This is a genomic window from Xanthovirga aplysinae (genome assembly GCF_009711365.1).
Taxonomy (GTDB): Bacteria; Bacteroidota; Bacteroidia; order Cytophagales; family Cyclobacteriaceae; genus Xanthovirga; species Xanthovirga aplysinae.
In genome coordinates, this window is sequence record NZ_SMMB01000464.1 from 1 (window position 1) to 1,746 (window position 1,746).

1 protein-coding gene is annotated in these 1,746 nt (G+C 39.3%); it reads right to left on the reverse strand.

Annotated elements, in window-relative coordinates; translation table 11 throughout:
* Window positions 1-1,746 (reverse strand): ABC transporter permease (locus tag E1171_RS01825; protein WP_155203499.1); only part of this gene is annotated, 1,746 nt, incomplete at both ends.

The following is a 1,746-nucleotide window of genomic DNA, read 5'->3' on the forward strand; positions in this document are numbered from 1 at the left end:
ACTGTTAAAGCGGTCATCCAAAAAAGAATATTTGAATGGCTGTCCCGGAGCCATCATGTTCCATTGGTTTTGGAGTAAGGCAATGGCTTCTGTGGCTTTTTGCCCTTCAAAACGAATGGTAATGGCCCCTCTGCTATTTTCTAAAACCATGGCGAGTGGTCCTATATTCTCTTTCAGGGATTCAAAGTTGAAGTTCTTCACTACTCCTATGATCGTATACCATTTATTAGTTCTGTTTTGCATGATTCTTTGACCAATGGGGTGGTCAAATCCCAGCTTCCTTACAGTGGATTCATTAACTACAATGGCAGAAGAATCAGAAGGGAAGTTTGGAGAAAAAAACCTTCCCTGGGCCATTTCCATGCCTAAAGTTTTTAGGTAATCATAATCCACCGCCCAGCGATCCATAGCAAAGGTCTGGTTCATTGCTTGTTGTTCTTTGGATTGGTAGGAATCAAAGGACTTTTCGGAAGGGCTTACTGGTAAGAAACCTGAAACGGTGGCTGATTTAAAAACTGAATTTTTCAGGATTTCTTTTTTGAAGGATTGGGCTTGTTGCCCTAAGGTATAGGCGTCGTGAATCGTAACTAGTTGCTCTTTTTGGAAACCGGTATTTGTATTACGAATAAAGTTGAGTTGTTTGTAGATTACCCCTGTACCAATCATCAGGAAAATCGAAATGGAAAATTGTAATACTACTAAAGTACTTCTAAGGTTACTTCCCTTGAAAGTGGAATTTAAATTTCCCTTTAATACTTTTGCGGGGTTTGTAGAAGATAAAATAAAGGCAGGGTAAGCTCCTGAAAGAGTACCCACAAAAAGGATAACTCCTGAAATAGTAATTAAAAGAGGGCCATTATCCCAGTAATTGGAGGTAAGGGGTTTGTCAGCTAAATAATTAAAAGCAGGAAGACTGAGATCCACCAACCCTATTGCCAACAATAGGGATATTATACTCAATAGTAAAGATTCAGAAAGAAACTGAAAGAGCAATTGAGACCGAAAAGCACCCACTGACTTGCGAATACCCACTTCTTTGGCCCGTTCTGCGGAACGGGCGGTTGTCAAATTAATGTAGTTTGTGCAGGCGATTAAAAGAATAATAAAAGCAATCGCAGAGAAAATATACACGTATGTAATGCTTCCGTTTGGCTCATGTTCATCTCTTAGATTAGAAAGGAGGTGAATGTCTTTTACCGGTTGAAGGGAATAGGCAAAAGAGGTTCCTTTATTTTCCATTTCTTCCATACTAGCACCAAAGAATTGTTGTATAACCGGACCAACAGTTTTTCGGAGCATTTCCGGGAATTTAACTTCAAGTTTTTCTGGTGATGCATTTTCATTCAAAACCAAATAGGTGTAAAAATTGTGGCTTAGCCAGTTTTCCCTCTCTAAAAGGCTTCTGATCCTAACCATAGGAAAAAAAGCATTGTAATGAAAATGGGAGTTTTGGGGTATATCTTTGAAAACGCCGGTGATCTTGGCGTTGCGATTTTGGTCAATGAGAAGGGTTTTTCCCAGAGGATCTTCTTTTCCGAAAATTTTATTTGCTGTGGTTTCATCAATGATAAGGGAGTTTGGCTGGGTGAGTGCTGTTTCAGGGTCTCCTTTGATTAAGGGAATAGTAAAGACATCGAACAATGTGGAGTCAGTATAAGCCGTACTGACTTTAAATGATTTTTCCTTATGGGTAAAAGAAGAGGTACCTAAAATCCCAATTCTGGTTACCTGTTGTACTTCCGGAAA